Source organism: Alphaproteobacteria bacterium (genome assembly GCA_030680745.1).
Taxonomy (GTDB): Bacteria; Pseudomonadota; Alphaproteobacteria; order JAUXUR01; family JAUXUR01; genus JAUXUR01.
Genome location: JAUXUR010000077.1, coordinates 21,470 through 45,087, shown reverse-complemented (window position 1 = coordinate 45,087; position 23,618 = coordinate 21,470). Strand labels below are relative to the sequence as shown.

Sequence of the window (23,618 nt, the reverse complement as noted above, 5' to 3'; positions counted from 1 at the left end):
CATAAAAATGCAAGAAAATCTTATAGGCTATTTTAAAAAAATATAAAATTTTTTACCTTTTGTAAAAAAAAACAATATTAACAAAATACAAATTATTTAAATTAGTTAATATTATTAATTTTACTCTTATTTGTTCGTGTAATTCTACTATCTAGGGAATCAGAAGCTAATGAAAACAAAAAGCATTCTAACGCCCCTTCATACCAAGCTATTAAAAAACGAAACTAAAGTAGAACTAACTAATATTTTAATAAAAATTCAGTCAATTCACTCAAACACACTGCCCCCTTATTACAAACAATCTCAAGAAATATCTTAGATATAAACAAGCTCTCAATTTACAAAAAAGCAAGAAGGTTTTTGGCCAATCCAATAACAACGTCGGCAGCACCCGCGATTTTTGGTATAACAAAAGTGGCAACTTTTACGACCGGCTCTACAAGTCCAGCGCCCGTACCTACAAGATCACCTAAATCTGCACCCACACCAAGTGTAACTGCATCACCTTGTTTTAGATCATGATCATCAAAGGCTTTCTTAAGCATAACCTTCAATTTATCATCATCAATTTTAACACTTGGATCTTTTATAATGCCAGGCTCAACGATTTTATGTATTTCCTTAATTACAAAAGACTTATTGTCATCTGTTGGCGTAAGCTCAACGACGTTAATCGTTGTTCTGGTGACAATAACGGCTTTTCGACCTTCTTCTTGACTAGTGGCTGCTCCTGGGTGTACTTGATCCAATTTTACGCTAGAATTTTCAAGTGCATACGCAATTGGATATGTTATAAAAGCTATAACTAAAAATACATATATTTTTTTTAACATCATGTTCACCTTATTGTTTATGGCACAAGAATACCTGCGACAACACCAACAGCCTCATCAGCAATAAGTCCCGTAACAAAACCTACACCACTGTTTACAAGACCGCCTACACCTTTTTTCGCATGATCAATGAAATCTGCAACCTCATCAAAAAGACCAAGTGTTTCAGTGTCAGAGGGATTTCTTTTTGCTATTTGTTCTTGCTTAGCAATATTAGCGAGCCTTACGATTTCCTTTTTATCAACAGATTCACCAGGTTTATTATGTGGAATAATTTTCTTACCTGTTACTTTTCGCTCCCTTGTAATTTTTCCGTCTTTATCAACGTTTGTAAAATTCACCGTTGTTTCGATGAGTGTGAACTTTTCACCGGGAAGTGATTCCGCTTGAACAAAAAAGTTAAAGCCTAGTACCAAAGATATTACCAACAAGGATGTTCTTTTCATTTTTTTTTGACCTCTTTTTTATTTTTTCTGAATGTGTACGCATAAACTCAATTTGTTCTTTTTAAGGGTAAAAACTTTTCTGGCACTCAATAAAGAACCACAGAATTAAAATATTGCTCCAACAACACCACTAACTACACCTGATAAAGCATCACCGCCTATAGAAGTAACAGCACCTAAAATGCTTGTAATGAGATGGCCAAAACCACCATCATTAGAAGTACCACCTAAGGTAGTTGCACCATCAGGATTTTGAGCTATTTTTGCTTGCGGATGTCTATTTATTGCATCGATTGCTTTTGTTTGATGTTCAGTACTATTAGATATAACAGTTGAATTAGGCTTACCAGGCAAAAAAAGACTTACATTGCCATCATTACCAACAATAGAAAAATCAACTTTATGCGTAACAACAAGAGATTGAGAATTTTTTTTAATTTCATCTGCCAATGATGCTATATCAGTCTGAATGTTTTGTCCTGAGGCTGCTTTTGTTCTTAGTACTTCAATTTCTTTTGTTAGGTCTAATGCAATTGAATTTGTAGCAAAAAAACTTAAAATACTTGAGATAAGAATGAAACGCACTTTTTCCTCCAATTATCTTATTTATTTATTTTTTCTAGGCTAAAAAATTGTGACATAAAATAAAAATGATTGCAAATAGTCGTAATGAATGACTATGTTTTTAGTATTGATATAGAAAAAACTCATCTCAAAATGGCGTTAAAAACAGAAAAATGTGGTTTTAAGCTTGAGTCAAAATGCGTTGGTAGCGTTTTTAAGCCACTTTCGGATGATTTAAGAATAGATCGTCACTATGTGAGGCTTAATACAGATCACATTAAATCAAAAGATGTTTCTTGGTAAAGTATTTTTTTTGAATAAATGTATTTTTAATTGCTTTTATTTTTAAAAATTCAATTCATTATAAGTATTATATAAATAAAAAAAACATAATTATTTGTAAAAATATTTTCTTCAGCATTAACATTTTTAACTATAAAAATCATTTTCATTAGCATAAACAATAAAATAAAAACTATGTAATATTTATTTTTTATTATGATAATTACTTTTCTTTACTTGCAGTTTAATAATTTTTTAACCAATAAGTACTTATACTTTAGTTATGGACTAAAACTAGAATCAAACAAGGAGGAAATCATGACAAAGTTCTTTAAATTAGTTTCCCTTACAGCATTCTTAAGTGTTGGTGCAGCAGGAATGGCATCAGCTGATCCTTTATCAGTTACTGGAAATAACTTTACACAAAATAGAATTGGTACAAGTTTGTCCAATCAAAATCTAAACACAATTGTAAGCTCTACAGTTGCCAACGGATCTGCTGGTAACACTTTTACAGTTGCTGAAGCAAAAAGTGGCGATGGTTTTGCGACCTTTGTTGGTAATAATGTACTTCAACAAGAGATTGGTACAACAACTGCAAACCAAATCGGCGTTAACATAATATCATCTTCTGTCGCTAACAATGCAGCAGGAAATGCTATTACTTTCTCCGGTCAGTAAAAACCTAAACTTCTCGTCTCATCCTAAGAAACTGCGCGGCCAAAATCCGCGCTTTTTTTTATCTAAAAATAAAAATTAACCTTTTCTTAACCTTTATTAAACTAGACTATAATTAAGGAACATGTTTTGTCTATGTTTCTTCCTTAAATTCTAATAAAACTTAAAGCTAGAGCCATTATTAATAAAAAAATGTGTTCTAGCTTTTTTTTGAAAAAAAAGAAAAAATCTTAACCAAAAATTAATAACTTATCTTCTATACTTGAATTATGAACAAAGATGGAAGGAATTTTGGATATGTTTAGATACACATTGTTTTTTTTAGCCCTTCTAGCGAATGTAGGTGTTAATGCACTTACAGTGCAAAATACAGAAATACAACAAAACAATGTTGGTAATGTTGAAGCGAAGCTTGAAGCGAATAATGTGATAAATTCTACCATCCAAAACAATGTAGCGGGTAATAGTTTTAGTGCTAATCCTAACGCGAATATTAAAGGGGGCACCTTTAAGCAAGAAAATATTGGAAATGTTTTCTCTGATCTTTCGGTGAGTAATGTTGTAGGTGAAGTTGTTCAGCGTAATGTCGGCGGTACAGTTATAGTTGTTAACTAGAAGACAAGGGGATAAAAATGTTTAAAGTAACTTTAGCTTTGGTTTTTGGTTTAGGATTTGTTTCTCAACTGCAAGCCGCAGATTTTGTTGGATTGGGTGCTAATATGGGTTCAGGTGCTTCATTTTCTCCAACAGCCTCTATGCCTGATCTGTTATTAAATCCTTATGGCACAGCTACAACGAGTGCAACGAGCGGCACAAGTACGACGAGTGTTCCTGGCGCTGCGCCTGGGACTACAACACCAACAAAGCAATGTAATATCGGTGGTGCCGTTCTTGTTATTAATCCAGCACCAAATTCACCTGTTACTGTACAAGCAACAATTTCCAACGTTGGCAATGTTACAGCAACTGCTGGCGGTTGCTAAAGGTCAAAATGCTTCATAAGATCCGCTACAGTTTTTGGATTTACTTCTTTAACCTCTCCAGGTTTAAGATCATCTAATTCAAAAGGTCCATAGGCTGTGCGGATTAATTTGTTAATGCGAAGATGAAAATAGCCTAAAACGTTTCGAATTTCACGATTTTTCCCTTCAGTTAAAATCATTTCAATCCACTGATTACTACCTTCGCCTTTCACTTGAGTCACTTCAATGGGCGCATAAGAAACACCATCAACTTCTAACCCTTTTGCAAGCATATCGCACATAATATCAGTCAAAGCGCCATAAACACGCACATGATACGTTCGGGTTAAATTTGAGGAAGGGTGTTCAAATTTGCGTGCCAAAGGGCCAAAATTTGTTAAAAGAAGCAAGCCTTCTGTGTGAAGATCAAGACGTCCTACTGAAATCACATGTGGTAAATGCGCAGGCAAACTTTCAAACACAGTAGGTCGTCCCTCTGGATCAGCATGCGTTGTCACAAGTCCAGATGGTTTATGATAAAGCCATAATTGCACCTTATTTTTGCGCAATACATTGCCTTCAACGATAATAACGTTATCGTCTGAAACGGGTGTTTGTGGGATCAAAACAACTTCACCATCAACACTCACAAGACCATCCTGGATAAGGCGTTCAGCGTGACGTCTAGAACAATATCCAGCATGGGCGATCCATTTAGCAAGCCGTTCTGTTGTATTAATGGGCATTTTTATATTAGATTGCATTCATAAAGGCCTTAAATAATAGATTGTCCTCTGGCGTTAAAAGGAATTCTGGATGCCATTGAACACCGATGCAAAAAGGGTAATTTTTAAGCTCAATGGCTTCAACGACATTGTCTTCAGCAATTGCTGAAACGATCAGATCTTTGCCTGACAAATTGATGGCTTGATGATGAGAACTATTCACCATCAGCGTATTTTTGCTAAAAATTTCTGAAAGCATAGATTCTTTTTCAATTTTAATAGGGTGCGATGAAAGAGCGCCCGTTTGATGATTCAAGGCATTTGGAATTTCATCAGGAATATGCTGAATAAGTGTCCCACCTAAACAAACATTAATAATCTGTGCACCGCCGCAAATGCCCAATATAGGCATGTTTTTAGCTAAAGCCATCGTACAAAGAAGCATTTCAAATTCTGTGCGGATGGGTTTTGTTTTAACTTCTGGATGAATTTCTGTTGCGCCAAATAATGTAGGGTCAATATCAAAATCGCCACCCGTTATAATAAGTCCATCAATTAATGAAAGATAATGAGCCATCATATCCATAATTGGTGGTATAGGCATTGGCACGCCACCTAAATCTGAAATGGGCGTGCAATAATTTTCACGTAACGCATAATAGGGTCTTTGCGAATAATGACCTGGCTCGTTTCGATCCAACGTAATGCCTATTTTGGGTAGATTCTTCATGATATTTTTCCATCAGCATTTTTCATGATCCGTGGGCTTGACTGCTGCTCAGATTATGAGGCAAAGTCTAGAAAAGGCGAGAACCGAAACTGCATGTACTTAAGGTACATGAGTATTGGAAGCGCAGCCTTGACGACGAATTTGCCCATAGGGTGAGTAGCATTATTTCTAAGGGGCAGAGTACCATACCAGACTTTTCTTATGAAGCTAAATTTCCAGGCATCGTTGTGGGGATAGATGAAGTCGGCAGAGGACCATTAGCAGGTCCTGTGATGGCAGCCGCCTATGTATTTAAAACATATGATATTCCGAAAGATCTTTTCGAAAAAATTGATGATTCAAAAAAATTGACTCCCCTAAAACGTCAAAATCTTATTGAAGCACTTAAAATGTACGGATATTATGCAATAGGATCGGCGAGCGTTAAAGAAATTGACGATATAAACATATTGCAAGCAAGTTTTTTGGCGATGCGACGCGCACTAATGGGGTTAAGGATAATTCCAACACAAATATTGGTCGATGGTAAAATGAACCCCCTTTTCCCTTATCCAACTTTGCCTATTATACAGGGAGATTCTAAAAGCCTTAGCATTGCAGCGGCGTCTATACTTGCAAAAGTGAAACGTGATGAATTAATGATGCGTTTAAGTCACCGATATCCACATTATGCCTGGCAAAAAAATGCTGGATATGGCACAAAGGAACATCGAGAAGCAATTAATGCTTATGGGATTACAAAACATCATCGATTAAGTTTTGCGCCCATGAAAAATATGCTTGCAAATGAAACAAACCAGGAAAGTACAAGGTTACTTATAGAATGTTAAAAGATGTTTTCGTGCCCATTCACCCAGATGGCTATAAATTTATTGGAATTTTTGCAGCAATAACGCTTGTTTTGTGGTTTATTGCACAACCTTTAGGGTTTTTAGGGCTTATCTTAACAGTTTGGTGCGTTTATTTTTTTAGAAATCCTAATCGTGTAACACCTCAAGATAAAAATTTTGTGATCAGTGCAGCTGATGGAAAAGTGGTTCATATTGATGAAGTTTCATTGCCTAAAGAACTTCAACTTGAAGATCGTCCTTATAGACGTATCAGCGTTTTTTTGAATGTTTTTGATGTTCATGTGAATAAAATGCCTTTGTCAGGTATTATTCAAAAAATGAATTACATTAAAGGTAAATTCATTAATGCAAGCTTAGATAAAGCAAGTGAAGATAATGAACGTTTAGCTATTGCACTTAAAACAGATATTGGTGCTATGATAGGTGTCGTTCAAATCGCAGGACTGGTCGCGCGTCGTATTTGTTGGGACGTGGAAGAAGGTGATCGTGCTGAAGTTGGAAAAAATTACGGACTCATTCGCTTTGGCAGTCGTGTTGACATCTATATTCCTGCAGAATGGCCTGTAAAAGTGATACTAGGTCAAACAATGATTGCCGGCGAAACTGTGCTAGCTATCGCTGAAACAAACTAATATTTACACGTAAGGCTGACAAAATGAAGAAATTACGCGAAGAAAGATCAAAAATTTTATCTTTCAATCAGATGCTTCCAAATATAATAAGTTTAGGTGCTCTTTGCTCTGGATTAACGGCCTTACGTTTTGCCCTTAATGATAAATTTCATTGGGCGGTGATTTTAGTTGTTTTTGCAGCTTTTCTTGACAATTTAGACGGCCGTGTTGCACGTATGGTAGGTGTGAATGATTCTGGTTTTGGCGCAGAACTTGATTCACTCTGTGATTTGGTTAATTTTGGTGTAGCACCAGCTTTAGTTCTCTATTTATGGACCCTTAAAACGGTACCAAGCATTGGATGGCTAGTCGTTCTTATTTATTGCATTTGTGGTGCGCTTCGCCTTGCACGTTTTAATACACAACCTTCTAAAACACCTCAGGGCCCTAGTGCGTATTTTTCAGGAACGCCTATTCCCGCAGGTGCAGGTTTTGTTCTTTTTCCAATCATGTTGTCTTATGCACTTAATACAGAATGGACACGCACACCTTGGCTTGTGATTCCCATTATGCTTATATCATCGGCTCTTATGGTCAGTCGCGTTCCATGTTATTCATTTAAACGCTTAAGAATTCCCGTTAAATTTGTTTTACCTATTTTGATTGGTATTGGAGCTTTTGTTGCTTTTATTTCTTCCTCTCCTTGGTTTGCACTGATTGCAATTGTTGTTTTATATGCAGGGTCTATACCTTTTGCAATGCATTCTGCAAAACATACGCATAAAAGGAAAGAACTAGACATAATAAAAGAGTAGACTTCTTTCGAAACCCTACTACTGTGATCGATTGATACGTCGTTTCGGTACTCAGATCCTCATGTATGAAGAATACACTGTGGTCTTCCGTGCTGAACCTCCTATCACTCGTCTCACATTAACGAGTTTCGAAGAAAGTCTAATAAGTAAAGAAGAGATTAACTATTTTTAATAACATTGTAATTCTATATTAAAAATAGTTAATTATCTTAATGAAATCTTAATAATTGTTTAATTTCTGTAATATTTGTTTTATAATTAAAGTATAGTTAAAATTTACGTATGGAGATTGGCGATGAAAATAGTCATATTATTGTTTTTTGTTTTTGCTGGGTTTCAAGTAATGGCCCATCGTGAATATGCAAAACTTGATCCCATTGAATTAAACAAAAAAGACTATAGACCCACTGTCAGAAATATAGAAGCCTCACCTTATTTTCAAAGATGCTTTACAAGGCTTGAGTCTAAGTCTTTTATGTTTCGAACGCCTAGAAATACCGAACGTTTTACACTTGAACAATGTGTGAACTTTGAGGAAAAATTTAATGGCATTCGATAAAATGTGCCCATTTTACGATTTTTGTTAAACATACACATCTATCCAATTTTTAGACACATCAATATCAACAAAATGTTTGAAAGTAGCGTGTTTCATGATATTATCACCATCTATGTTGATCCATAACGCAGGATTGTAAATCGAACTCAGGTCCGTTCTACCGTTCACGTTTAAGATCGTGGGCAGAAGCTTTGGGATCCAACAGACCTTTTAGGTCTGCCCTGAAACACAAAGTCTTCTGCCATTATCATGACCAATTTCACTCAATCATGTTAGATTTAAGATACAACCCTGAATCTGCTTATGAATATTCACATCAAGGCGTTCAGGAAAACAAAAAGTTAACGGCAAGTTTTAAAAATAAAATTGAAAATGAATATGAATACGAAAACTAGACTTCATTCGAAACACGCTAATGTGAGACGCGTGACAGGAGATTCAGCACAGAAGGACGAAGTGTATCCTTATACACATGAGGATCTGAGTACTGAAACGACACATCAATCAGCCACGTTAGTAGAGTTTGAGATGAAGTCTATTGAAATACAGACGTTTGGATGTCGTCTCAATACATATGAATCTGAAGTGATGCGTTCTTTGGCGCAAGACGCAGGACTTGAAAATGCTATTATTTTTAACACCTGTTCTGTCACCAATGAAGCCGAACGTCAAGCGCGTCAAGCGATTCGTAAAGCACGCAAAGAAAATCCCAATGTTCAAATTTTTGTAACAGGATGTGCTGCCCAAATTAAGCCTGAATTTTTTGCTGCCATGCCAGAAGTAGACCGTGTCATTGGCAATCACGAAAAAATGACGATTGAAAGTTTTATGCCATTGCAAGAGCGTGTGCTTGTGAACGATATTATGTCCGTTAAAGAAACGGCGACGCATTTAATTTCGGGTTTTGAAGGACATGCACGTGCTTTTATTCAAGTGCAGAATGGTTGCGATCACCGATGCACTTTTTGCTCGATTCCTTATGGTCGTGGCAATTCGCGTTCGGTGCCCATTCCCACAATCGTCACCCAAATTCAAAAACTATTATCCGAAAATTATAATGAAATCGTTTTGACAGGCGTTGATATAACGTCTTATGGAAGTGATTTGCCAGGAACGCCAAATCTTGGTCAAATGATTCGTCGTGTTCTTAATTTAGTCCCAGATTTAAAACGGTTGCGTTTATCGTCTTTGGATCCTGTTGAAGTTGATGATGATTTATTTGATTTAATTGGAACGAATGATAGATTATTACCCCATTTGCACTTAAGTTTACAAGCAGGCGACGATCTTATTCTTAAACGAATGAAAAGACGTCATTTGCGTCAAGATGTCATTAATTTTGTCGAAAAAACCCGTCAATTGAGACCTGATATTGTTTTTGGCGCAGATGTGATTGCAGGCTTTCCAACAGAAAATGACGAGATGTTTGAAAATACCTATAATTTAATCAAAGATCTTCATATCCCGCTTTTACATATTTTCCCTTATTCTCCAAGACCTGGCACGCCCGCTGCAAAAATGCCGCAAGTCGTATCATCACTCCGTAAAGAGCGAGCGCAGAAATTACGCGACTTAGGCGATACATTATTAAATCAAGAGCTTAATGCTCATATTGGTAAAAAAGCCATCATGATTTTAGAAAAAGGTAATGAGGGTAAAGAAGAGCATTTTCTCCCTGTTCAATTGCTTGATAATTCGCTAAATTTCAATCTTGGTCAGGAAGTACATATTGACCTTATTGCACAAGAAAATCAAAAACTTATTGGAAAAGTGATCAACGTCCATGTCTGATGCACCTAAAAAATCGTGGTTTACCCGTCTGAAAGAAGGCCTTGCGAAAACTTCACGGCCTTTAACGCAAGGAATTAAAGATCTTTTTACCAAAAAAAAATTAGATCAGGCAAGCATTGAAGAATTAGAAGATTTGCTGATTCAGGCTGATTTAGGTGTTAAAACATCTCATAAAATTGTGTCCTTGATTGCTAAATCACGTTTCGACAAAGATGTTGATGAAGAAGAGGTGCGCGTAGCACTCGCTCAAGAAATTGCAATCATATTAGATCCCATTGCGAAACCCCTGGTGATCGATAATACCCAAAAGCCGCATGTCATTCTTGTGGTCGGTGTGAATGGCACGGGTAAAACAACAACAATTGCCAAATTAACTAAAGAATTCAAAGAAGCAGGCCACAGCATTATGCTTGGTGCTGCCGATACCTTTAGGGCAGCAGCGATTGAGCAATTACAAATCTGGGGTGATCGTCTTAAAATACCTGTTATTACAAAGCAAGCAGGTGCTGATCCTGCAGCCGTTGCATTCGAAGCCTATGAAAAAGCACGTAAAGACAATATCGATATATTAATGATCGATACAGCAGGACGCCTTCAAAATAAAACGCATTTAATGGCTGAGCTTGAAAAAATTATCAGAACACTTAAAAAAATTGATCCTTCTGCCCCTCATAGTGTTTTGCTTATTTTAGATGCGACAACTGGTCAAAATGCCTATAATCAAGTTGAGATTTTTCAGCAATTAACGGGTGTTACAGGCCTTATCATGACCAAATTAGATGGTACAGCTAAAGGCGGCATCATCGTGGGGCTTGCCGAAAAATTTAACCTTCCCATTCATGCGATTGGTGTTGGCGAAACATCAGAGGATTTAAAACCCTTCAAAGCAAAAGATTTCGCGAATCATTTGATGGGGATTGGGGACTAAAAAGCCTCTCTCCTCCCAAATAAATTTTACTATTTTTTAATTACTTTAATGCTATCTTTTATAAGAATAACTTATGAGAGGCGCTTAATATGATAAAACTTAAATTACTTAAATTTGTGCCTTTGTGCATTGTTTTTTCTATGTTTACATTTGTTGTGGCAAATGCTGTATGTCCTAGTGCTAGTGTTGTTCATGATAAATTGAAAAGAATGTCAGTAAAAACGATTTCTGTTGGAGATATTATCCTTGGTCGTAAAGTTGTAAAAATACAAAACAAAGATCAACTTATAACAGGTCCCAACGTACATCCGGTAGGATCCTTCTTGCCCGTCGTAACAGAAAGCGAATTAAAATCTTATGGCATAAAAGATAATCCTAAAAATTTATCAAGAATTTGTGATTATAGCATAGGTGAAAATGGCTCATTTCGACTTTTAGGGAAATATTAATATCAATTAAAATTGTTTCAGAGTAAATTAAAACGTTTTATTTAAAATTCTGTTTAATCGAATTATAGTCGATCAATCTGCGGGACAAAAATTTAGTTTTAGATGGAAAGCCACAAAACAGCAGCCGTTTCCCTGAACAGGTGAGAAGCAAAGCTTCGAGTAGGATTCAGGGTCCAATTAGCAATCATGATCGTAGATCATGACGTTATTTAAATAATTTTGCCATGCTCTTTGAGCATGTATTTCGTTATGGATCCTGAATCTGCCTTCGAAGCTTCGCTTCAAGGCGTTCAGGAAAACAAAGGTGTGTGGAAAAATTTCTAGCCTAAAAATAAAAATTGTCCCGTAGATTGATAATCGATAGACATTAGAAAGAAATATCGTTATGCTTCACACGCGTTTATTAAGGATATGCTTCGCCGTCAAACGCCTCTCAGATTACACTTGTTCTTCATTCAAAAGCAAAACCCTATATTATGCAATTCCAAAACAAAAATGATACAAACTTAATGACATAGTCGCAAAAATAAGGTATTTCTAATCCCTTAAAGAAACACTAAGAAATTATTTGGAGAAAAATGTGAAGAAATCATTTGCAATTTTAACAGCTCTTACAGCCTTAAGCGTTTTTCAGGTAAACGCCGATGTTAAGACACCACAAAAAAATGAACAAATTTTAAAACGTGATTTGGATTCAGAACCAGATTCTCTTCACGTTGCCAAAGCTATAGGTTTCCCCTCTTATTTTATTACACGGGATATTTATGAAGGTCTTGTGATCTGCAATCAAGATGGCAAGCTCATCCCAGCGACTGCCGAAAAATGGGATATTGAAAACGACGGAAAATTATACCGTTTCCATTTACGTAAAAATGCTAAATGGTCCAATGGCGATCCGGTTACGGCACATGATTTTGTTTTTGCTTGGCAGCATATTCTTGATCCAAAAACCGCCTCTAATTATGCCTTTACGCATTACCCTATTTTAAATGCAGAACAAATTAACAAAGGCGAAATCAAAGATTTTTCACAATTAGGCGTTAAAGCAATTGATGATTACACACTTGAAGTGAACCTAAAATCTACAACACCTTATTTCTTAAATGGCCTTTTACACCATTCATTCTTCCCTTTTCATAAAGCATCCTATGAAAAATTAGGCGACCAGGACTTTGTTAAACCTGGCAATCTCGTGTCAAACGGCGCTTTCGTTCTTTCTGAAAGACGCGTCAATGAATTTATTATGCTGTCGAAGAATCCTTATTATTGGGATCAAGAACATGTAAAGCTTGATAAGGTTCAATATTTTCCAATGGAAGATACAAATGCATCCTTGAAAAAATATAGAGCAGGCGAATTAGATTTAACGTTTGCGGTTCCCTCTGATCGTTTCAAACAAGTTAAGGATGATCCAATTCTTAGCAAAGATTTAAGAACGCACCCATATCTTTCAACTTTTTACTATGGCATTAATCTAGCCAAAGAGCCTTTAGGCAAAAACAAAGATGTTCGCGAAGCTCTTTCTCTTGTTATTGATCGTGAAATATTGGCTGAAAAAATAATTGCAGCAGGCGAAATACCCGCTTATGGATTAGTACCACCAAATACAGCAAATGCAAAACCACAATGCGTTCCATTTAAAGACATGCCAATGAATGAGCGTATTGAACGTGCTAAAACTTTATACAAAGAAGCGGGATATTCAGAAAAAAACCCTCTTAAACTAACATTTTCATATAACACAAATGAAAATCATAAAAAAATCGCCATTGCAGTCGTTGATATGTGGAAACAACATTTACCTGGTATTCAGATAGCGTTTCATAATATGGAAATGAAGATATATTTACAAGAACGCTACGAGAAGAAAAACTTTGAAATCTGTAGATCTGGTTGGGTTGGCGATTACAATGATCCATATTCTTTTTCAGAAACGATGATTTCTAATGCACCAATGAATGATTTAGGGTATAGTTCTCCTGATTATGATAATCTTGTAAAAAAGGCATCGATGACTAATAATTTGGATGAACGTGCAACTCTTTTAGGTGAAGCTGAAATCCATCTTTTAAACCATCATGCACTTATTCCGTTATATCACACGGTTAGGTCGCGTTTAGTTAAACCTAATGTTGGTGGATATAAAGTAACAGAGAACAATGTTCTTGACATTTTTTACTCAAAGGACTTAGAAATCATAAGATAGGTTTTAATTTCGTCTTTTATTTATAGTTATGGAGATAGGGTGAAGTGACCCAATGTTAATTTATTCTTTAAAACGAATTTTAGGGTCAATCCCCACGCTTCTTGCGATCATCGTCATAGCATTTTTTATGATGCGCTTGACACCAGGTGGACCTTTTGACACGGAACAACCACTTCAGCCTGAAATACGCGAAAATCTTATGAAGGCTTATCATCTTGATGAGCCTCTCTATATGCAGTTTAAGCGTTATTTATTCAATGTCCTCCAAGGTGATTTTGGCCCCTCCTTCAAATATAAGGATTGGAGCGTCAATGATCTCATTTGGATGGGTTTCCCTGTTTCCCTTAAACTAGGCCTTTCAGCTATTGGACTTGCCATGCTTTTTGGTATTTTCTTTGGATCGCTTGCCGCTTTAAAACAAAATACATGGATTGATTACACGGTTATGGGCACAGCGATGGTCGGGATCACCATTCCCAACTTTGTCGTCGCCCCCCTTTTAAGTCTGGTCTTGGGGGTCTATTTTAAGTTACTGCCTGTCTCGGGCTGGGGTGATGGCGACTTTAGCCATGTTATATTACCTATTATATCACTAGCACTTCCTCAAATCGCCTATATTGCACGTTTAACACGCGGCAGTATGATTGAAGTTTTGCGGAGTAACTTTATTCGAACAGCGCGCGCCAAAGGCCTACCTGAACGATTAATTGTGACGCGTCATGCATTGCGTGCAGCCTTATTGCCAGTCATTTCATATCTGGGACCAGCAACGGCCAACATTATTACGGGCTCTGTTGTTATTGAAAAGATTTTCCAAATTCCTGGTATTGGATCTCATTTTGTGACAGGTGCCATTAATCGAGATTACACGCTTGTTATGGGTGTTGTTGTCTTCTTTGGCATCATTATTATTCTTTTTAATCTATTCGTTGACCTTCTTTATGGTCTTCTGGATCCACGCGTACGTTATGATTGATCATGCCAAATAGTAAAACATTAAATACGAAAAGAGATTTCGACGTTATCATTAAAGGTAGAAGTCTTTGGGCTGATGCTGGACATCGTCTTATGCGCAATAAGATGGCCGTTGTCGGCATGTCCATCCTGGGTTTTATCATTCTACTTTCGGTGATAGCACCTTATTTACAAATGATAAGTCCTGATCTTTTCCCTTTTACTTTTGATGAAGTTGATTGGGATAATATCAGCACTGACCCAAGTTTTGAAAATCACCATTATTTTGGCACAGATGGAAATGGACGCGATCTATTCATCAGAACCCTTTATGGTGGCCGTATTTCAATCATGGTTGGATTTGTGGCAACACTTGTAAGTCTTGTCATTGGTGTCACTTATGGGGCGACGGCTGGATTTTTAGGTGGAAAAACTGATTCTTTCATGATGCGCTTTGTCGACGTCTTGTATTCACTGCCCTTCATGTTTTTCGTTATTATCTTAATGGTCTTTTTTGGACGTAATATCTTTTTGATTTTTATAGCCCTTGGTGCTGTCGAATGGCTAGATATGGCTCGTATTGTTCGCGGTCAAACACTCAGTATCAAAAAGAAAGAATTCGTGGAAGCAGCACATGCTCAAGGTGTTTCAACCTATAATATTTTAAAACGTCACATCATTCCTAATACACTTGGCCCTGTTGCTGTTTACATAACGCTTACAATACCGCGTGTTATTATGATTGAATCTTTTTTAAGCTTTTTAGGTCTTGGTGTTCAAGAACCCATGGCAAGTTGGGGCGTTCTTATTAGTGAGGGATCGCCCGAAATTGAAACAGCTTGGTGGCGTTTGATCTTCCCAGCTATTTTTCTTGCCTTTTCTTTATTTTCATTAAATTTTATAGGTGATGGTATCCGCGATGCGCTCGACCCAAAAGATCGATAGAAAAAAACCGTCAACAGTTGGCAAAGCCAGTCGTGATGCCAATGCACTTCTTACAGTGCAAGGACTTAACGTACAATTTAAAATACGTGAAGGCATTGTTAAGGCCGCTAATGATATTAATTTTCAAATTCAAAAGGGTGAATGTATTGGTATCGTAGGCGAATCAGGTTCTGGTAAAAGCCAAGTTTTTATGAGCATTATGGGCCTACTCGCCAATAATGGTAAAGCCAAAGGAAGCGTCAAATTCTTTGATAAAGAAATTTTGGGCATGCCTGTCGATCAGTTAAATGATATTCGTGGCTCTCATATTTCGATGATCTTCCAGGATCCCATGACTTCATTGAATCCTTATATGACCATCGGGAAGCAATTAACAGAAGTCTTGCACGCCCATAAAACAATGAGCAATAAAGAAGCGACTGATACGGCGCTTGAAATGCTTGATCATGTACGCATTCCTGAAGCAGAACGTCGTTTCCATATGTACCCACATGAATTTTCTGGTGGTATGCGTCAACGTGTTATGATTGCCATGGCATTGTTATGTTCCCCAGAACTTTTAATTGCTGACGAACCCACAACTGCTTTAGATGTAACTGTTCAAGCGCAAGTTATCGACCTTATTAAAAACTTACGTACTGAACTTAATACATCGATTATTATGATCACCCATGATTTAGGCGTTGTTGCAGGATTATGTGATCGCGTTCTTGTCATGTATGCTGGTCGCATTGTTGAATCGGGACCTGTTCGCGATATTTTTTATACACCGCAGCATCCTTATACGAAATGCCTATTAAAAGCGATGCCACGTATTGACGAAGGTCGCACAGATAAACTGGAAACAATCCCTGGTCGTCCGCCAAATCTGATGAAATTGCCACATGGTTGTTCTTTTGAGCCACGTTGTCCTTATAAGATGCCTATCTGTAAAGAGATACGACCAGAATTATTACCGATTTCTGACACACGCGCTAAAGCGTGTCATTTAACTGAGATTTAAACCCATGCCAATATTAAAAGTTACTGATCTCAAAGTTTATTTTAACGTTCGAAAAAAATTCTTTTGGTCAAAAAATAACGCTGACACAGTTAAAGCTGTTGATGGTATAAGTCTAGATCTTAATGAAGGCGAAACGATTGGTATTGTAGGTGAATCTGGTTGTGGCAAATCAACTTTAGGACGTGCCATCTTAAATCTTATTAAACCTACGGATGGTCAAGTTTTATGGATGGGCAAGAACCTTGCCAACCTTGAAAAAAATGAGATGCGTAATTTGCGCAAAGATCTTCAGATTATTTTTCAAGATCCTTTGGCATCGCTCAATCCACGTATGACTGTCGGACAAATTATTACAGAACCTTTAAAAACATTTTTTCCAAATCTATCAAAAGCTGAACGTAGCGAACGCGTTGAAGAAATAATGTTAAAAGTGGGTTTAAGCCCGCATCAAATCAATCGTTATCCTCATGAATTTTCAGGCGGTCAATGCCAACGTATTGGTATTGCGCGTTCCATGATTTTACAACCTAAACTTTTGGTCTGTGATGAACCTGTGAGTGCTTTAGACGTCTCTATTCAAGCACAAATCTTAAACTTACTAATGGATCTTCAAAAAGAGACCAATATTTCGTTAATTTTCATCTCTCATGATTTAGGCGTTGTGCGGCATATCAGCCATAAAATAGCTGTTTTATATTTGGGCCGTGTTGCTGAAATTGCTGAAAATGAAGATCTATACAAAAACCCTAGACATCCTTATACACAAGCTTTGATTTCAGCGGTGCCCATTCCAGATCCGGATCTTGAGCAAAAAAAGCAACGTATGATTATTAAAGGTGATCTCCCCTCCCCACTTAATCCCCCATCAGGCTGTCGTTTTAGAACACGTTGTCCTAAAGCACAGGCTGTTTGTGCTGAAGTAACACCCTTGCTTGAGCACATAAGCCCAACACATATTGTTGCGTGTCATTTTTGGCGTGAACCTTAAGTAGGTCTTTTCTCAATCTACGGGACGAAAATATAGTTTGCAGCAAAATCTACCAACAACCAATCTACGGGACAAAAAACTAAATTGCTTCGGATTCACCTCTCCACTTGTGGGAGAGGTCGGCGCGTAGCGACGGGTGAGGGGTCTAAAGCGTTTACAAAGAGCAACACCATCACGCCATAATCTAAGCATTGCCAAACAAATACTCATCTCCCCAAAATTGTAAAATACCCCTCACCCGCTCCCTTTGGTCGCGACCTCTCCCACAAGGGGAGAGGTAAAAAAACCCCTTATTTTGAAGAGCTTTTGGTAAAAAATTGTTTTCGCTTCTTAGAAATAAGTTGCGGAATGTGAGAGCGGGATAGTTAAAAATGGGCTTATTTTCATTTTTTGCCCCGTAGACTGACACACCTTTGTTTTCCTGAAGGCCTTCAAGCGAAGCAACGAATGCAGATTCAGGAAACCTGTTGATATTTGGTAGGTTTCTATCCAAAATTAAATTTTTGTCCGGTAGATTGATTCTACATACATGAGGATCTAAGTAGTTAACTTATTGCTCTATTTGAGGATCCAGAATAATCGTCCCACAAAAAGTTAATGTTGCAGGTCCTGACATGAAGATAGTGTCTGTTTCATCAATTTCAATCTTAAGGTTACCACCTTGCATATATACAATAACATCATTTTTGGTTTTACCCATTTTATAACTCGCCATGGCGACAGCACAAGCCCCAGATCCACAGGCATCCGTTATACCAACGCCACGTTCCCAAACACGCATCAAAATAGTGTGTTGGTCTAAAATTTGAGCAATTTCTATATTAATACCTTCTGGAAAAAAATCATGATGCTCAAGCTTTTCACCCAAATCTGTTAGATTTATTTGATTGGCGTCTTCAACCCAGAATACAAGATGTGGATTACCCATTGAAATTGCATAAGGTTTTTCAAATTGATCCACTTGTAAATCAAGCGGCATCGTGTTCATTTCATGTGACAAAGGAATATCTTGCCATCCAAAACGGGCTTTCCCCATATTGACTTTAATTAATTGGTCGTCGCTGTAACTGACATGATGAATGCCCGTAATAAGTTCAATTTGACATTCTTCTTTTTGATCATGGCTCATGATTAGTGCGCCCACACAACGCAGAGCATTCCCACACATGCCTACTTCTTCGCCATTAGCATTGTGGATACGCATCAAAAGGTCAGCTTCTTTTGATGGCTCTAAAATAATGACTTGATCACAGCCCACACCTTCTTTGCGATGTGCTATTAAGCGAATTTGATTTGATTGCAGTGGCATTAATTTTTCACGTGCATCAATGATCACAAAATCATTACCAAGTCCATGCATTTTATAAAAAGGAATATTGTCTAACATATTTAAAGTCCACCTTTGCCGTCTGCCTTTACTTATGTATTAAAGTAATCTACGAGACAAAAAATAAAATTAAGTTCATTAAAAGGGTACAGGGGAAAACTAATGGCTTCGTCATTGCGAGGATAGCCGAGCGTTAACACGGGCTGTACGTGGCAATCCATACTTCTATTTATCCAAGGATTCAAGTGTGGATTGCCACAAACACCTTCGTGCTAAAGCACTTAGGCATTTTCGCAATGACGTAATCTGTTGGTTTTAAATTATCCCAATCCATAACCCAGGTTAAATAAGTACCATAAATCATGCAACAGACCAACTTATTATACATTATATTTTGTTGCAAATCCCAGAGGAGGTCTTTTTTTTCTGGATTTTTTAATGCCGCGAACAAATCGCGGCACGCAGATGATAATGATGAATTGTTAAAACGTCTTAATCGAATGTATGACTGCCGCCTACTTTAACATTAGTACCTTTGCCATTATTTTGTTCACATTTTTTTAAACTTTCTTTCATAAGATTAATGTTTTCTACGATAAATTCCGTGTCAAAGTTATTTAGCAAACACGTAACATAGGCATCACATAATTTTACAATAGAATTAACATAATACTGACATCCTTCGTATTTTGTTGTTCTTTTACTATCTACCTCTATATTGATAGTCGTACCACCATGCGCTTGATTGAACATCCCTAAGCATATAATCATGGATAAAAATATTTTTTTCATATTGATTTCTTTCATTTAAAAGATAAAGTCCGTGCCTATTGTTCCACCATCTATTCTATACCATTTATTTTTTTCTTTTTTTTCACATTTTTGTAATTTTTGTTGATGTTTTTTATTTTTTTGCACTTCTTCTGCTGCTATTTCAAATGCTCCTGCTTCCAAATATGCTGTGTATGCATTAGCAGTTTTTATAATTCTACCAATGTGTTTTTTACATTTTTCATAATTTGCCTTTCCCCCCACGGCAATACTTCCGTTCATTGTTAAATTAGATGCGTAAAGCTCTGCCATTGTTACATAAGTAAACAAAGATAATAGCAACAGTCTTTTTTTCATTTGGTAAATCCTTTTATTTCATATGGTTGAGCATGTTAATAAAGGTTTAAAAAAATATGTCAATAATAATTTTTTAATATTTGTTATTCAACAATACAAAAAAAAAATTGAACAAGGCAAAAACACAACCGTTTGAAAAACATACAATAATATTTTTTAAAATCTACAAAAAAACATTGACCATGTCATTTAAATCAGATAGAAAATCATTTCTATTGTTGACCTAATTATTGAGGAATATTAAAATGAAGAGAACGATCTTTCTAAGTATAGCATTGTTTAGTCTTTCATCTGCAATATATGCAGGTAAAACAAAAACAGAATATGATACTAATGGTCGTATGGCTGTAAATCAACATAATTGTGATTTGGCATTACATCTATTAGTTTCAAACACTCTCCGTATAGAAGAATTTCGAAAAAGTTCAATATGGACATCAAGCGAAGAAAAACAAGCTGAAAAAGAAATAGACGCTATACGACCATTCTTAAAACTTTGTGTTGAGAAAGAATTTATAAACTAATATACACCCAAAAAATAGGAACAAACCACAATGAAATTTTTTAAATTTTTCATATGCTTTTTCATATCCACATCTTTTTATCCTGCGTCTTCATATGCGGACCCCATAAGCGATGTTAATACGGCATATCCATTTGAAAATTTGTTCACGCATGACCTCTATCGGTTAGACGTTGCTAATCACTATGATACGGATCCATTGGATCTAAAAAATCGGGCATTGTTTGAAAAATTATTTGGTGAAACTTTTGCACAAATGCGCATAAATGCACAAGTAAATGTGCAACCCACAACAGACCCAACACTCCAAAAACTTCAACAACGTAAAATAAATAAATTAATTGAAGCTAAAATAATACCGATTTTAACATATGTTAATGAATTATCAACAATAAGTTGGAAAGATCTTGGTATCAAAGCTCTACGTACTACCGGAACAACTTTTGTAAGCGCTTATTGTTCTGGTGGTCGAAATACTGACGGTGAAAAAATATTCAATTACAAAGTAGCGGGTGGCGTCATGGCTGCCCATGTTGCTTTAGAAGTGGGGCTTACTGTTTTTGCGGAAGATGGTTCTCATCAAAAAAGGATCGAGGCAAAAGCACTTATTGCGACGTTGCTGAATAAAATCGAAAATGAAAACATTAAAGATCTTGAAGCTTTATATGTAGAAAGCCAATCAATATATAATGATGATTGGAAAGAAGTCATAGAAAATAAACTTATCGCTTGCCGCAAAGCGCCAGGTGGTTTAGGGAATAATGATCCTTTGGAAGCCTTACAAGACTTACTTAATTTTCCAACAGAAACAATTTCTTTGCCGCCTAATTATAAAGAGGGTGATGAACTTGTTGAGGAAACTAACGATTTTATAAAAGAAATATTTGCAGAAGAAACCATTCATGGAAATGATCAAAAATTATGTTTCTATAAGGAAGATGTAAAAGAATCTTTAGAGCAAATGGTTCGTGATATTTGTGACTGCTCTCAAAATGCTATTGCTGAAGAAAATGGCGACAAACGTAAAGCTTATTTATTTTTTGGCAAACCGGGTGCTGGTAAGTCGGTTGCAGCAAAATTAATTGCTCAAGCCCTTAATTTACCGACTTATTATTTGGATATTGCTAATGAAGATGATTTCAAAACATCTTCTCTTTATGGAAGCAGCTCAATTCTATCAAGTAATAAAGGGCATTTCCCTAAGGCTTTTCTAGCTCAAAATGCTGACGGCAAAAGATCAAAAAATATCATTATTATTATTGATGATGTAGATCGCGCTTTTACAAAAGATGCTGCAACTGGGAAAGTTCTTGATATGAAAGGGTTAATGAAATGTTTGCTTAAAAATTCGGATAAAGAAACATTGTATTTTGACGCTGGGTATTATGGCATTAAAAAGTTTGATATGAGTCAAGTTCATCTTATTTGCACGACAAATACAGATTTTAGTGTTGGTCTCGATAAAGAACAATTTGAAGCTTTGAATAGTAGGTTTGAATTAATCAAATTTCTTCCAGCAGATATTGAATCTAAGAAAAAACACATACGTGATTATTTGAGTGATAGAAAACTTAAAATGTCTAGAATCTTTTACAACAAACAAAATGAATGGCTTATTATCCGTAATACAATGGCTGATTTTATCATCGATTATTATGACGTAGACGATAATCGTACAGTAGGACAGCGTATTGACGCTTTATTGCAACAACCTCAAGATAAATGGAAAGAAACAGCCACAAAGAAAAAATGGGCAAAGACCGATATAATTGTTGAAGCTGAAATCCAAGCGGATTAGTTAAACAAAAATTAAGATTATAAAAGGCACTTGAGAGTGTCTTTTACTTATATTGAGGCCATACAAATGAAATTTTTAAATGTACTGTTTTTATCCTTATTTTTTTGCACAAAATCTTACGCAATGAAGGGACTAGAAAATATATTTACGCGTGATATTTACGATCAATCTGAGCTGTCCTTTTCTGCAACAAGCACAGCAAAAATAGCATTACTGAAAGCTAAAAAACAAAAACTATTAGATGAAAAAATAATCAATTTCAAAACAATAGAAATTGAAACATTGCAAAAACTATTAGATGAAATGAATGAAAAAAGAAACATAGCAACATATTTTGTTCTTCCATCTTCTTATTTATTGGAAGCGTTACCCTATATCATTTCAGTTAGCATTCTCTCATCAGCCCCTTTTTCATATGCGCCTGCCAATGGTTCATCTCAAAAATATTATGAAACTTCTATTATCGAATTCATTAGATATATGAGTAGTGTCATAGCTCAGCCTGGAATTGCAGAACATCTTTATAATGATTGTGTCGCATATTGTAAAAAGCGTATCAAAAAATTAATGCGTGAATTGATGATTCCTTCAAGAAAGGCAATCATGATGTTGGAACAGATTGCGCCTGTACGCGAAGTTGAACATCAATTATCTACTCAATCTAATCTTATTAACTCCCTTAAACGTCAAACAAGTTCCGGCAAAATTTTCGATTTAGAATGTTTGTATGTTAGTAACAAATCGAAAATTTTAGCAAATTGGCAAGATAAAATTGAATCAACTTTTATGTCTTATTATAATCAAGATGTTTTTCATGATAAAGAGTTTCTTGACTCTATGATTTCACACCCAACTGAAACAAAAACTTTGTCCCAAGAAACAAATAATGAGTATTTTGAAATACTTGAAGCAATAATTACCAATTTAAAAACAGAACTCACCCAAAAAAATATATCAGATAATATCCAAAGTGATTGCGAAGAAATTTTAACGTCTTTTGCAAATTACGCACAAGAGACACTCGATGAAAACATTACAGAATCAACACGATATTTAGCATATTGTCATTTAGATTCCATAGGTAATGCTGATTTTCAGGAATCATCCATTTTAATTGCGCGCGCGTTTGGTGTGCCCTACTACATTGTGGATGCTCAAAATGCTGTGCCTGATGACGTGTTCTTATATGGTTCTTATAAAATTAAAAAGGGATTGTTTTTAGAAGCATTACAAGCTGGAACCCAAAAACATTTAAACTCCCTATTAATTATTAAAAATATTGATCATTGGGTAAAAGATATAACTAACATTCTTTGGCTTTTAAAGCTTTTTGATAATACAACAAAAAAATTTGATTGCAAATATTTAGGTTTTAAAGTGGATTGGAGCAAACTTAACATCATATGCTCAGGTAAAACACCTTTAGATCAACTTGATAATGCCTTTCAAAGTCGCGTTGTAGGTTTTAGTTTTTAAAGAATTAAGCGGAACAGCGTGTATTCTTCATACATGAGTACCTGAA

The 23,618-nt window shown here is 36.0% G+C and carries 28 protein-coding genes; 20 read left to right on the top strand and 8 right to left on the bottom strand.

What is annotated here, in order from left to right; all coding sequences use genetic code 11:
• Positions 1-338: 338 nt before the first annotated feature.
• The 3 genes from Q8L85_09400 to Q8L85_09390 form a co-directional block, all read right to left on the bottom strand.
• Positions 339-833 carry a hypothetical protein gene (locus tag Q8L85_09400; protein ID MDP1724900.1) on the bottom strand — a complete coding sequence of 165 codons (495 nt, stop codon included), beginning with the start codon at positions 831-833 and terminating at the stop codon, positions 339-341.
• A 17-nt stretch (positions 834-850) separates the two neighbouring features.
• The gene (locus Q8L85_09395) at positions 851-1,279 is read right to left on the bottom strand and encodes a hypothetical protein (protein MDP1724899.1); all 429 of its coding nucleotides are present in this window, start codon (positions 1,277-1,279) and stop codon (positions 851-853) included.
• A 105-nt stretch (positions 1,280-1,384) separates the two neighbouring features.
• Entirely contained in the window at positions 1,385-1,864 is a 480-nt protein-coding gene (locus tag Q8L85_09390; protein ID MDP1724898.1) for a hypothetical protein, read from the bottom strand.
• Positions 1,865-1,948: 84 nt separating this feature from the next.
• Between Q8L85_09390 and Q8L85_09385 the strand changes: the two genes are divergently transcribed.
• The 4 genes from Q8L85_09385 (at position 1,949) to Q8L85_09370 (ending at position 3,786) form a co-directional block, all read left to right on the top strand.
• Entirely contained in the window at positions 1,949-2,146 is a 198-nt protein-coding gene (locus tag Q8L85_09385; GenBank protein ID MDP1724897.1) for a hypothetical protein, read from the top strand.
• Between the two features lie 297 nt (positions 2,147-2,443).
• Positions 2,444-2,806, top strand: coding sequence for a hypothetical protein (locus tag Q8L85_09380; protein ID MDP1724896.1), 363 nt, complete (start codon positions 2,444-2,446; stop codon positions 2,804-2,806).
• Between the two features lie 294 nt (positions 2,807-3,100).
• On the top strand, positions 3,101-3,418 hold the full coding sequence (locus tag Q8L85_09375; protein MDP1724895.1) for a hypothetical protein: 318 nt from the start codon (positions 3,101-3,103) through the stop codon (positions 3,416-3,418).
• 17 nt (positions 3,419-3,435) lie between these two features.
• Positions 3,436-3,786 carry a hypothetical protein gene (locus Q8L85_09370; protein ID MDP1724894.1) on the top strand — a complete coding sequence of 117 codons (351 nt, stop codon included), beginning with the start codon at positions 3,436-3,438 and terminating at the stop codon, positions 3,784-3,786.
• On the opposite strand, the gene Q8L85_09365 is transcribed toward Q8L85_09370, so the two are convergent.
• Positions 3,783-4,529 (bottom strand): pseudouridine synthase, encoded by a 747-nt coding sequence (locus Q8L85_09365; protein MDP1724893.1) that lies wholly within the window; start codon positions 4,527-4,529, stop codon positions 3,783-3,785. The two genes, Q8L85_09370 and Q8L85_09365, sit on opposite strands and share 4 nt — an antisense overlap.
• Positions 4,519-5,220 carry a gamma-glutamyl-gamma-aminobutyrate hydrolase family protein gene (locus Q8L85_09360; protein ID MDP1724892.1) on the bottom strand — a complete coding sequence of 234 codons (702 nt, stop codon included), beginning with the start codon at positions 5,218-5,220 and terminating at the stop codon, positions 4,519-4,521. The genes Q8L85_09365 and Q8L85_09360 overlap by 11 nt, the downstream gene beginning before the upstream one ends.
• 185 nt (positions 5,221-5,405) lie before the next feature.
• Here Q8L85_09360 and Q8L85_09355 point away from each other — a divergent pair, with 185 nt between their 5' ends.
• From Q8L85_09355 to Q8L85_09295, 13 genes are all read left to right on the top strand, one after another.
• Positions 5,406-6,050 carry a ribonuclease HII gene (locus tag Q8L85_09355; protein MDP1724891.1) on the top strand — a complete coding sequence of 215 codons (645 nt, stop codon included), beginning with the start codon at positions 5,406-5,408 and terminating at the stop codon, positions 6,048-6,050.
• Positions 6,044-6,703, top strand: coding sequence for a phosphatidylserine decarboxylase (locus Q8L85_09350; GenBank protein ID MDP1724890.1), 660 nt, complete (start codon positions 6,044-6,046; stop codon positions 6,701-6,703). The genes Q8L85_09355 and Q8L85_09350 overlap by 7 nt, the downstream gene beginning before the upstream one ends.
• A gap of 23 nt (positions 6,704-6,726) precedes the next feature.
• Positions 6,727-7,497 (top strand): CDP-diacylglycerol--serine O-phosphatidyltransferase, encoded by a 771-nt coding sequence (gene pssA, locus Q8L85_09345; protein ID MDP1724889.1) that lies wholly within the window; start codon positions 6,727-6,729, stop codon positions 7,495-7,497.
• A 295-nt stretch (positions 7,498-7,792) separates the two neighbouring features.
• Entirely contained in the window at positions 7,793-8,056 is a 264-nt protein-coding gene (locus tag Q8L85_09340) for a hypothetical protein (protein MDP1724888.1), read from the top strand.
• A gap of 269 nt (positions 8,057-8,325) precedes the next feature.
• Positions 8,326-8,451 (top strand): hypothetical protein, encoded by a 126-nt coding sequence (locus Q8L85_09335; GenBank protein MDP1724887.1) that lies wholly within the window; start codon positions 8,326-8,328, stop codon positions 8,449-8,451.
• Positions 8,452-8,584: 133 nt separating this feature from the next.
• The gene (gene mtaB / locus Q8L85_09330) at positions 8,585-9,847 is read left to right on the top strand and encodes a tRNA (N(6)-L-threonylcarbamoyladenosine(37)-C(2))-methylthiotransferase MtaB (GenBank protein ID MDP1724886.1); all 1,263 of its coding nucleotides are present in this window, start codon (positions 8,585-8,587) and stop codon (positions 9,845-9,847) included.
• Positions 9,840-10,775, top strand: coding sequence for a signal recognition particle-docking protein FtsY (gene ftsY / locus Q8L85_09325; protein ID MDP1724885.1), 936 nt, complete (start codon positions 9,840-9,842; stop codon positions 10,773-10,775). The genes mtaB and ftsY overlap by 8 nt, the downstream gene beginning before the upstream one ends.
• An 89-nt stretch (positions 10,776-10,864) precedes the next feature.
• Entirely contained in the window at positions 10,865-11,224 is a 360-nt protein-coding gene (locus Q8L85_09320) for a hypothetical protein (protein MDP1724884.1), read from the top strand.
• Between the two features lie 580 nt (positions 11,225-11,804).
• Positions 11,805-13,430, top strand: coding sequence for a peptide ABC transporter substrate-binding protein (locus Q8L85_09315; GenBank protein ID MDP1724883.1), 1,626 nt, complete (start codon positions 11,805-11,807; stop codon positions 13,428-13,430).
• Positions 13,431-13,482: 52 nt separating this feature from the next.
• On the top strand, positions 13,483-14,406 hold the full coding sequence (gene oppB, locus Q8L85_09310) for an oligopeptide ABC transporter permease OppB (protein MDP1724882.1): 924 nt from the start codon (positions 13,483-13,485) through the stop codon (positions 14,404-14,406).
• Between the two features lie 2 nt (positions 14,407-14,408).
• Positions 14,409-15,329 (top strand): ABC transporter permease subunit, encoded by a 921-nt coding sequence (locus Q8L85_09305; protein ID MDP1724881.1) that lies wholly within the window; start codon positions 14,409-14,411, stop codon positions 15,327-15,329.
• Positions 15,304-16,332: an ATP-binding cassette domain-containing protein gene (locus tag Q8L85_09300; protein MDP1724880.1), complete on the top strand. Its 1,029-nt coding sequence runs from the start codon at positions 15,304-15,306 to the stop codon at positions 16,330-16,332. Before Q8L85_09305 ends, Q8L85_09300 begins: the two co-directional genes overlap by 26 nt.
• Before the next feature lie 4 nt (positions 16,333-16,336).
• Complete coding sequence (locus Q8L85_09295) at positions 16,337-17,320, top strand: dipeptide ABC transporter ATP-binding protein (GenBank protein MDP1724879.1); 984 nt, start codon at positions 16,337-16,339, stop codon at positions 17,318-17,320.
• A 550-nt stretch (positions 17,321-17,870) separates the two neighbouring features.
• Here Q8L85_09295 and dapF read toward each other — a convergent pair.
• From dapF to Q8L85_09280, 3 genes are all read right to left on the bottom strand, one after another.
• Positions 17,871-18,707 (bottom strand): diaminopimelate epimerase, encoded by an 837-nt coding sequence (gene dapF, locus Q8L85_09290; protein ID MDP1724878.1) that lies wholly within the window; start codon positions 18,705-18,707, stop codon positions 17,871-17,873.
• Between the two features lie 432 nt (positions 18,708-19,139).
• The gene (locus Q8L85_09285) at positions 19,140-19,439 is read right to left on the bottom strand and encodes a hypothetical protein (protein MDP1724877.1); all 300 of its coding nucleotides are present in this window, start codon (positions 19,437-19,439) and stop codon (positions 19,140-19,142) included.
• Between the two features lie 15 nt (positions 19,440-19,454).
• Positions 19,455-19,775, bottom strand: coding sequence for a hypothetical protein (locus tag Q8L85_09280; GenBank protein MDP1724876.1), 321 nt, complete (start codon positions 19,773-19,775; stop codon positions 19,455-19,457).
• Between the two features lie 245 nt (positions 19,776-20,020).
• Here Q8L85_09280 and Q8L85_09275 point away from each other — a divergent pair, with 245 nt between their 5' ends.
• From Q8L85_09275 to Q8L85_09265, 3 genes are all read left to right on the top strand, one after another.
• Positions 20,021-20,299: a hypothetical protein gene (locus tag Q8L85_09275; protein ID MDP1724875.1), complete on the top strand. Its 279-nt coding sequence runs from the start codon at positions 20,021-20,023 to the stop codon at positions 20,297-20,299.
• 30 nt (positions 20,300-20,329) lie between these two features.
• The gene (locus Q8L85_09270; GenBank protein ID MDP1724874.1) at positions 20,330-22,096 is read left to right on the top strand and encodes an AAA family ATPase; all 1,767 of its coding nucleotides are present in this window, start codon (positions 20,330-20,332) and stop codon (positions 22,094-22,096) included.
• A gap of 66 nt (positions 22,097-22,162) precedes the next feature.
• A complete protein-coding gene (locus Q8L85_09265) occupies positions 22,163-23,572 on the top strand; it encodes a hypothetical protein (protein ID MDP1724873.1) in 1,410 nt (469 codons plus the stop codon).
• Positions 23,573-23,618 lie beyond the last annotated feature (46 nt).

Excerpts from the sequence above, each read along its gene's own strand:
- Q8L85_09335 (MDP1724887.1), top strand. The coding sequence starts at position 8,326 with ATGTTAGATTTAAGATACAACCCTGAATCTGCTTATGAATATTCACAT.
- mtaB (MDP1724886.1), top strand. The coding sequence starts at position 8,585 with ATGAAGTCTATTGAAATACAGACGTTTGGATGTCGTCTCAATACATAT.
- Q8L85_09320 (MDP1724884.1), top strand. The coding sequence starts at position 10,865 with ATGATAAAACTTAAATTACTTAAATTTGTGCCTTTGTGCATTGTTTTT.
- Q8L85_09340 (MDP1724888.1), top strand. The coding sequence starts at position 7,793 with ATGAAAATAGTCATATTATTGTTTTTTGTTTTTGCTGGGTTTCAAGTA.
- Q8L85_09270 (MDP1724874.1), top strand. The coding sequence starts at position 20,330 with ATGAAATTTTTTAAATTTTTCATATGCTTTTTCATATCCACATCTTTT.
- dapF (MDP1724878.1), bottom strand. The coding sequence starts at position 18,707 with ATGTTAGACAATATTCCTTTTTATAAAATGCATGGACTTGGTAATGAT.
- Q8L85_09365 (MDP1724893.1), bottom strand. The coding sequence starts at position 4,529 with ATGCAATCTAATATAAAAATGCCCATTAATACAACAGAACGGCTTGCT.
- Q8L85_09295 (MDP1724879.1), top strand. The coding sequence starts at position 16,337 with ATGCCAATATTAAAAGTTACTGATCTCAAAGTTTATTTTAACGTTCGA.
- Q8L85_09285 (MDP1724877.1), bottom strand. The coding sequence starts at position 19,439 with ATGAAAAAAATATTTTTATCCATGATTATATGCTTAGGGATGTTCAAT.
- Q8L85_09305 (MDP1724881.1), top strand. The coding sequence starts at position 14,409 with ATGCCAAATAGTAAAACATTAAATACGAAAAGAGATTTCGACGTTATC.
- Q8L85_09350 (MDP1724890.1), top strand. The coding sequence starts at position 6,044 with ATGTTAAAAGATGTTTTCGTGCCCATTCACCCAGATGGCTATAAATTT.
- Q8L85_09300 (MDP1724880.1), top strand. The coding sequence starts at position 15,304 with ATGCGCTCGACCCAAAAGATCGATAGAAAAAAACCGTCAACAGTTGGC.
- Q8L85_09400 (MDP1724900.1), bottom strand. The coding sequence starts at position 833 with ATGTTAAAAAAAATATATGTATTTTTAGTTATAGCTTTTATAACATAT.
- Q8L85_09375 (MDP1724895.1), top strand. The coding sequence starts at position 3,101 with ATGTTTAGATACACATTGTTTTTTTTAGCCCTTCTAGCGAATGTAGGT.
- Q8L85_09385 (MDP1724897.1), top strand. The coding sequence starts at position 1,949 with ATGAATGACTATGTTTTTAGTATTGATATAGAAAAAACTCATCTCAAA.
- Q8L85_09360 (MDP1724892.1), bottom strand. The coding sequence starts at position 5,220 with ATGAAGAATCTACCCAAAATAGGCATTACGTTGGATCGAAACGAGCCA.
- pssA (MDP1724889.1), top strand. The coding sequence starts at position 6,727 with ATGAAGAAATTACGCGAAGAAAGATCAAAAATTTTATCTTTCAATCAG.
- ftsY (MDP1724885.1), top strand. The coding sequence starts at position 9,840 with ATGTCTGATGCACCTAAAAAATCGTGGTTTACCCGTCTGAAAGAAGGC.
- Q8L85_09380 (MDP1724896.1), top strand. The coding sequence starts at position 2,444 with ATGACAAAGTTCTTTAAATTAGTTTCCCTTACAGCATTCTTAAGTGTT.
- oppB (MDP1724882.1), top strand. The coding sequence starts at position 13,483 with ATGTTAATTTATTCTTTAAAACGAATTTTAGGGTCAATCCCCACGCTT.
- Q8L85_09395 (MDP1724899.1), bottom strand. The coding sequence starts at position 1,279 with ATGAAAAGAACATCCTTGTTGGTAATATCTTTGGTACTAGGCTTTAAC.
- Q8L85_09265 (MDP1724873.1), top strand. The coding sequence starts at position 22,163 with ATGAAATTTTTAAATGTACTGTTTTTATCCTTATTTTTTTGCACAAAA.
- Q8L85_09280 (MDP1724876.1), bottom strand. The coding sequence starts at position 19,775 with ATGAAAAAAAGACTGTTGCTATTATCTTTGTTTACTTATGTAACAATG.
- Q8L85_09370 (MDP1724894.1), top strand. The coding sequence starts at position 3,436 with ATGTTTAAAGTAACTTTAGCTTTGGTTTTTGGTTTAGGATTTGTTTCT.
- Q8L85_09275 (MDP1724875.1), top strand. The coding sequence starts at position 20,021 with ATGAAGAGAACGATCTTTCTAAGTATAGCATTGTTTAGTCTTTCATCT.